The organism is Falsiroseomonas sp. RANM36 (assembly GCF_056682175.1).
In genome coordinates, this window is sequence record NZ_JBWXTD010000003.1 from 909,908 (window position 1) to 917,022 (window position 7,115).

The 7,115-nt window shown below is 72.6% G+C and carries 8 protein-coding genes and 1 pseudogene; all 9 read left to right on the forward strand.

Annotation, left to right across the window (positions count from 1 at the left end; all coding sequences use genetic code 11):
- Positions 1 to 374: pseudogene (locus tag AC1MIR_RS09170) on the forward strand (hypothetical protein); the annotation flags it as partial.
- Positions 367 to 1,152, forward strand: coding sequence for an IclR family transcriptional regulator (locus AC1MIR_RS09175; protein ID WP_480027864.1), 786 nt, complete (start codon positions 367 to 369; stop codon positions 1,150 to 1,152). The pseudogene AC1MIR_RS09170 and the gene AC1MIR_RS09175, both read left to right, overlap by 8 nt.
- On the forward strand, positions 1,152 to 1,934 hold the full coding sequence (locus tag AC1MIR_RS09180) for an SDR family oxidoreductase (RefSeq protein WP_480027865.1): 783 nt from the start codon (positions 1,152 to 1,154) through the stop codon (positions 1,932 to 1,934). Before AC1MIR_RS09175 ends, AC1MIR_RS09180 begins: the two co-directional genes overlap by 1 nt.
- Before the next feature lie 10 nt (positions 1,935 to 1,944).
- The gene (locus AC1MIR_RS09185; RefSeq protein WP_480027866.1) at positions 1,945 to 3,612 is read left to right on the forward strand and encodes a thiamine pyrophosphate-binding protein; all 1,668 of its coding nucleotides are present in this window, start codon (positions 1,945 to 1,947) and stop codon (positions 3,610 to 3,612) included.
- On the forward strand, positions 3,609 to 4,424 hold the full coding sequence (locus tag AC1MIR_RS09190; RefSeq protein ID WP_480027867.1) for an aspartate dehydrogenase: 816 nt from the start codon (positions 3,609 to 3,611) through the stop codon (positions 4,422 to 4,424). The genes AC1MIR_RS09185 and AC1MIR_RS09190 overlap by 4 nt, the downstream gene beginning before the upstream one ends.
- Positions 4,424 to 5,398, forward strand: a complete 975-nt coding sequence (locus tag AC1MIR_RS09195; protein ID WP_480027868.1) for a PDR/VanB family oxidoreductase — start codon at positions 4,424 to 4,426, stop codon at positions 5,396 to 5,398. The genes AC1MIR_RS09190 and AC1MIR_RS09195 overlap by 1 nt, the downstream gene beginning before the upstream one ends.
- 15 nt (positions 5,399 to 5,413) lie before the next feature.
- The gene (locus tag AC1MIR_RS09200; protein WP_480027869.1) at positions 5,414 to 5,641 is read left to right on the forward strand and encodes a recombinase-like helix-turn-helix domain-containing protein; all 228 of its coding nucleotides are present in this window, start codon (positions 5,414 to 5,416) and stop codon (positions 5,639 to 5,641) included.
- Between the two features lie 4 nt (positions 5,642 to 5,645).
- A complete protein-coding gene (locus AC1MIR_RS09205) occupies positions 5,646 to 6,713 on the forward strand; it encodes an aromatic ring-hydroxylating dioxygenase subunit alpha (protein ID WP_480027870.1) in 1,068 nt (355 codons plus the stop codon).
- Positions 6,710 to 7,115: NAD(P)-binding protein (locus tag AC1MIR_RS09210; protein ID WP_480027871.1), on the forward strand; the 406-nt coding region annotated here is incomplete at its 3' end. The genes AC1MIR_RS09205 and AC1MIR_RS09210, both read left to right, overlap by 4 nt.

Genomic DNA, 7,115 nt, shown 5'->3' on the forward strand with positions numbered 1-7,115 from the left:
GCCCCCCGCGCCGGCCGGGCCCGGCGCACGGCGCGGGGGGGGGGGCGCCGCGGCTGGTGCATCGGCCGGAGGCGCTGGCGGGCGTGCAGCGGGCGATGGCGCTGGTGCAGCCGGAAGGCTACGCGCAGGCGGTGCGGGCGCTGGGCGCGGGCGACCTGCTGGCGGATGCGGCGCGGCTGGCGCGACCCGCCCTCGTGGCCTGCGGCGCGCAGGACGTGGTGACGCCGCCGGACACCGCGCGAAGCCTGCACGCGGCGTTGCCCGCCGGCAGCACGCTGCACCTGGTCCCCGAGGCAGGCCACGCCATGCCGCAGGAAGCGCCGGCGGCGCTGGCGGCGCTGCTGGTGGCGGCGGTGGAGGCCGCGCATGGGTGAGGCCGCCGAGGACGCCTATCTCTCGCCCCCGGTGCAGCGCGCGACGCGGCTGCTGCGCCGCATCGCGGAAGGCGACCGCGTGACGAACATGTCGCGCACGGCGCGCGACCTCGACATCAGCCGCACCACGCTGCTGCGCCTGCTGCACACGCTGGAGGCCGAGCGCTTCATCGAGCCGGCGGGCGATGCCGGCTGGCGCATCGGGCCGGGGCTGATCGGCATCGCCGCGCATGCCTTCGGCTCCGGCGACCTGGCGGAGGCGGCGCAGCCGGTGCTGCAGCGGCTGGCGGAGACGCTCGGGCTTTCCGCGCATCTCGGCGTGCTGGACGGGCGCGAGGTTGTCTATCTCGTGCGGCGCACGCCAAACGCGTCCTTCGTGTCCAACATCCGCGTGGGCTCGCGGCTGCCGGCGCATGCGGCCAATATGGGCCGCATCATGCTGGCGCATCTGCCGGAAGCCGAGGTGCGCGCGCTGTACGCCGGCGTGCCGATGCCGGCGGCGACGGCGCATACCGCGACGACCCCGGACGGGCTGCTGGCCCGGCTGGCGCAGGACCGGGAGGCCGGCCTCGCCTGGAGCGACGGGCATTACGAGCCGGGCATCGCCTCGGTGGCAGCGGCGGTGCGCGACGCGACCGGGCGGCCGGTGGCGGCGATCAATGTCAGCGGCCAGGCGGCGAGCTTCGAGGCGCATCGCGCGCGCATCGGCGCAGCCGTGGCGGAGGCGGCTTCGGAGATCTCCGCGCGGCTCGGCTTCACCTTGCGGAAGGTGGCGTGATGGACCTGGGCTATGCGGGCCGCGTGGCGGTCGTGACGGGCGGCACCTCCGGCATCGGGCTGGCGACGGCGAAGCTGCTGCTGGCGGAAGGCGCGCGCGTCGCGATCTGCGGGCGCGACGCGACGCGGCTGGCGGCGGCGACGGATGCGCTGCGATCCGAGCGGCTGCTGGCCTGTCGTTGCGACGTGCTCGATGCGTCGCAGGTGGCGGCGTTCGCGCAGGCCGTCGCCGAATGGGGCGGCGGCGCGCTCGATCTGCTGGTGAACAACGCCGGGCAGGGACGCGTCTCGACCTTCGGAAATACGAGCGACGCGGATTGGCGGCAGGAGCTCGACCTGAAGTTCTTCTCGCAGATCCTGCCGATCCGCGCCTTCCGGCCGCTGCTGGACAAGGCGGCGGCGCCGGCGATCGTGGCGGTGAATTCGCTGCTGGCGCTTCAGCCGGAGGCGCACATGGTCTGCACCAGCGCGGCGCGCGCCGGCGTGCAGAGCCTGATGAAGTCGCTGGCGACCGAATTCGCGCCGCGCATCCGCGTGAACTCCATCCTGCTGGGGCTGGTGGATTCCGGCCAGTGGCAGCGCCGCTTCGCCGCCCGCGCCGACCAGTCCCAGACACGCGAGCAATGGTACGCCGCGCTCGCGAACGAGAAGAAGATACCCCTTGCCCGCTTGGGCGAGCCGGAGGAGCCAGCGCGGGCAATCCTCTTCCTCGGCTCGCCGGCGGCCAGCTACATCACCGGCGCCAGCCTGGAGGTTTCGGGCGGCGTGTCGCGGCACATCTAGGACGGGTTCGATGGACGCCATCGTGGACACGACGCTGGAGCAGCCGGTCGGCGACCTGATCGCCACGGCGCTGGCCGATCTCGGCGTGACGCATGCCTTCGGCGTCATCTCGATCCACAATATGCCGATCCTGGACGCGATCGCGCGGCAGGGACGCATCCGCTTCATCCCCGCCCGCGGCGAGGCGGGGGCGATGAACATGGCGGATGCCTTCGCGCGGGTGACGCGGGGGCTCGGCGTGTGCATCACTTCGACCGGCACGGCGGCGGGCAACGCCGCGGGCGCGCAGGTGGAGGCGCTGACGGCGGGCAGCCCCGTCCTGCACATCACCACGCAGATCGACCGCCCCTTCATGGACCGCGACCGCGCCGCGATCCACGACGTGCCGCGCCAGCCGGACATGCTGCGCGCCATCAGCAAGCAGGTGGTGCGCGTGTGGGAGCCGCACCAGGCGGTGGATGCGCTGCTGGCCGCGGCGCAGGCGGCGCTGAGCGCGCCGAGCGGGCCGGTCTCGCTGGAGATCCCCGTGGATGTGCAGCGCGTGGCGCTACGCGGGCGCGCGACGCCGGCGCGGATCGCACCGCAATCCGTGGTTCCCGATCCGCGGCTGCTGGATGCGCTGGCGGAGCGCATGCTGCGGGCGGAGCGGCCGATGCTGTGGCTCGGCGGCGGGGCGCGCGGCGCGGCGGAAGCGGCGACGGCGCTGGTGGAGCGCGGCATCGGCGCGGTGACCAGCACCAATGGGCGCGCGGTGGTGCCGGAAGGGCATCGCTGGAGCCTCGGCGCCTTCAACATGACGCCGGATGCGCAGGCGGTGTACGATGCGGCCGACCTGATGCTGGTGGTGGGCTCGCGGCTGCGCGGCAACGAGACGCGGAACAACGCGATGCGGCTGCCGCGGCTGCTGCAGGCCGATGCGGATGCGACGCAGGCGGGGCGCAACTACCCGGTCGAGCTTTTCGTCAGCGGCGATGCGCGCCTGGTGCTGGAGGGGCTGCTGGCGCGGCTGCCTGCGAAGCTGGCGACCGACATCGCGTTCCTCGATTCAATCGGCGCGGCGCGCGCGAAGGGCGAGGCGGCGCTGCGCAGGATGCTGGGGCCGTACGCTGACGTCGCGGATGCGATCTCGGCGCGCGTCGCGGAAGGGCGGCCCTGGGTGCGGGACGTGACGATCTCCAACTCCACCTTCGGCAACCGCCTCGTGCGGCTGGCGGCGCCGGAATATGGCGTGCATGCGCTGGGCGGCGGGATCGGGCAGGGCATCGCGATGGGCATCGGCGCGGGGCTGGCCGGCAAGGGCAAGGCGATCACGCTGGTGGGCGACGGCGCGGCGCAGCTTTCGCTCGGCGAATTGGCGACGGCAGTGGAGAGCGGCACGGACGCCGTGTTCGTGCTGATGAACGACCGCGGCTATGGCGTGATCCGGAACATCCAGGACGCGCAGTATGGCGGGCGGCAGCACTACGCCTCCATCCTCACGCCCGATTTTTCCCTCGTCTGCCAGGCGGTCGGACTACCCCATCAGCGGGTCGCACGCGCCGAAGAATTCGGCGCGGCGCTGGATGCCGCGCTGGCGGCGACGGGGCCGTGCATGATCGAGGTGGACATGCTCGCGATCGGCCCCTTCGCCGAAAGTTTTGCAGGCCCGCCGGCGGGCGCGGCGGGGTCGGTGCGATGAAGCTCGGCCTGATCGGCGCGGGCGGGATGGCGGCCACCATGCTGGAGGCGATCGCCACGCATGAGCCGCGGCTGCTGGATCACCTGGCCGTGCTGGTGCGCGACCGCGCGAAGGGCGAGGCGCTGGTCGCGGCGCAGGGCAACTGCGCGCGCGTGACCAGCGTGCACACGGGCATCGAGGATTTCCTGCACAGCGGCGCCGGCATGGTATGCGAATGCGCGGGACATGGCGCGGTGCGCGAGCATGGCGCGGCGGTGCTGGCGGCGGGGCGCGACCTGGTGATCGCCTCGACCGGTGCGTTGGCGGATGATGCGCTGCTGGCATCGCTGAAGCAGGCGGCGGCGCAGGGCGGGGCGCAGTTGCTGCTGCCGGCGGGCGCCGTGGGCGGGCTGGATGCGCTGGCGGCGGCACGGCTGCGCGGGACGCCGCGCGTGACCTATATCGGCCGCAAGCCGCCGCGGGCATGGCAGGGCACGAAGGCCGAGACGCTGCTGGAGCTCGGCGCGGTCACCGAGGCGACCACCTTCTACGAAGGCGCCGCGCGGGAGGCCGCGCGCGACTTTCCGCAGAACGCGAATGTCGCCGCCACCATCGCGCTGGCCGGCGTCGGGTTCGAGGCGACGCGGGTACGGCTTGTGGCCGACCCCACCATCAGCGCCAATGTGCACGAGCTGGAAGTGGAGAGCGACGCGGTGCGCTTCGCGATCCGCCTGGTCGGCGTGCCCTCCGCCGCCAATCCGAAGACCTCGCTGACGGCGGGGCTCAGCATGGCGCGGGCGGTGCTGAACCGTGACGCGGTGGTGGTGGTCTGATGGCGGACGCGCTGCCACAGGCGACCCGCGCAGCCGTCACCGGGCGGCGCACGCTGCGCGTGAAGCGGATGAGCTGGGAAGCGCCGGGCGTCGTCTCGCTCGATCTGGTCGCGCCGGACGGCTCGGCGCTGCCGGCCTGGGAGCCGGGGGCGCATCTCGATGTCCATCTTCCCGGTGCGCCGGTGCGGCAGTATTCGCTGTGCGGCGATCCGGCGCGGCGCGACACCTGGCGCGTGGCGGTGCGGGAGGTTGCGGGCGGGCGTGTCTCCGGCCTGGTGCACAAGGCGCTGCGGCCCGGCGCGCTGATCGAGGCGGAAGGGCCGCGCAACAACTTCGTGTTCGTGCCGGCGGCGCGCTACCTGTTCATCGCCGGCGGGATCGGGATCACGCCGATCCTGCCGATGCTGCGCGCCGCCAGGCTGGCCGGCGCGCAGGCGACGCTGCTGTTCTGCGCGCGCAGCGCGGCGGAGGCGCCGTTCCTGGATGAGGCGCGCGCGTTTGCCGATCTCGTCACGCATTGCACCGACGACGGCACGCGGCTGGACGTGGCGGCGCGGCTTGCCACGCCGGAGGCGGGCACGCTGGTCTATTGCTGCGGGCCGGAGCGGCTGATGAATGCGGTGGAGCAGGCGACCGCCGCCTGGCCCGAGGGCAACGTGCGCTTCGAATGGTTCACGCCGCGCAGCCGGCCGGAGGGCGAGGGCGCGGACGCCTTCGAGGTGGTGTGCGCCCAATCGGGGCTGACGCTGAAGGTTGCGCCCGGTGTCTCCGTGCTGCAGGCGCTGCGCGAGGCGGGGCTTGATCGGCCGTCCTCCTGCGAGCAGGGCGTCTGCGGCACCTGCGAGTGCCGCGTGCTGGAAGGCGAGGTGGATCACCGCGATTCGATCCTCTCGGCCAGCGAGCGCGCGGCGAACGACGTGATGATGACCTGCGTGTCGCGCGCGAAGGGCGCGCGGCTCGTGCTGGATATCTGATCAGGGAGCAGGATCATGGCGACCTACCGCTTCCCCTATCTCGATCCCCACCAGTCCCGAACGCGGGAGCCGACGGATTGGGAGATGGCGCTGGCCGGCGCGATCGAGCAGGCCTTCGGCAACGGGCACCATGAGCTGCCGGCGCTGGTCGCGGCACTCAACGCCTCCCGCGTGCGGCCGCGCGATGGCGGCGCCTGGACGGAGGAGAATTTTTCCGAGTTGATGCGCGAGTTGGGGAGGTAGGGTCATGAGCAGCGTGCTGGAACGCCCCGCCGCGGGGCTCGCGACGCCGACCGACAAGGAGGTGCAGGGCGCACTGGCCACCGGGCTGCGGAACCGCTGGTATCCGGTGCTGCCGTCGCGCTTCGTGGAGACAGGTGGCCGCCCGGTCGGACTGACGCGACTGAACGAAAAAATCGTGCTGTGGCGCGATGTGCAGGGGGCGATCCATGTGCAGACGGATCGCTGCCCGCATCGCGCCGTGCCGCTCTCCCGCGGGATGAACGAGGGCGATCGGCTGCGCTGCGCCTATCACGGCGTGGAGGTGGGGCCGGACGGCACGGTGCTGTCCGTGCCGGGCCAGCCGGGCTGCCCGCTGGAAGGGCGCAAGGCGGTCAAGACCTTCCCCGCCGTGGAATGCGCGGATGCGATCTGGGTGTGGTTCGGCGATGCGCTGCACGAGGAAGCGGCGCCCTTCAACCCGCCGGAGCAGCTGGCGGGCGGGGAATGGGGCAGCTTCTGCTGCTATGCGGACTGGAACGCATCCTGGCGGTACATCTACGACAACCTGATGGACCCGATGCACGGGACCTTCCTGCACGCCAATTCCCATACGATGTACCAGGGCGACACGCAGGCCACCTTCGTCACGCGCGACACGCCGAAGGGCTTCGTCTTCGAGAAGGCGGGGCAGCGCGACGTGAACTTCGACTGGTCGGAATTCCTGGACGACGGCGCGCTGTATGTGCGGCTCGAGATCCCCTATCCGAAGACCGGCGGGCCGGGGGGGAATTTCGGCATCGTCTCCGTCATCACGCCGATCGACGAGACGAACTCCGCCTGCTTCTTCTTCCGCGTTCGCAAGGTGCAGGGCTGGCAGCGCGACGTGTGGCGCTTCCTGTATCGCACCAAGCTGGAGCCGCGGCACTGGCATGTGCTGGAGCAGGACCGCGAGATGATGGATGGCTGCGGGCTGGGGCTGGAGCGGCATGAGATGCTCTACCAGCACGATGCCGGGCTGATCCGGCTGCGCCGGTATTTTGCGAAGGAAGCGCGCGGGCAGCTGATGGCCTTGAAGGAGGCCGGCAAGGCATGAGCGCGCTGGATCGCCGCAGGGCGGAGGCCCCGGAGGGGCCGAGCACCGGAGGCGTGACTCCATCGCGCCAGCAACATCCGATAGCCATCCTTGGCGGCGGCATCGGGGGGCTCGTTGCGGCGATCGCGCTGCGCAAGGCCGGGCGCGAGGTGATGGTGTTCGAGCAGGCCTCGCGCTTCTCCCGCGTCGGCGCGGACATCAACCTCACGCCGAATGCGGTGCGCGCGCTGGATGGGCTGGGCCTCGGCCCCGCGCTGCGGCAGACGGCCGCGGGGGCCCCCGGGCCCTGCCCGGGCTGGGGGGGCCGGCCGCGGGCCTGCGCCCCGCGCGGCGCCGCCGCGCTGCCCGACTTCGCCGACCTCGCGGAGCGCGTGCTGCCCGCCGTCGTCAACATCGCCGTCA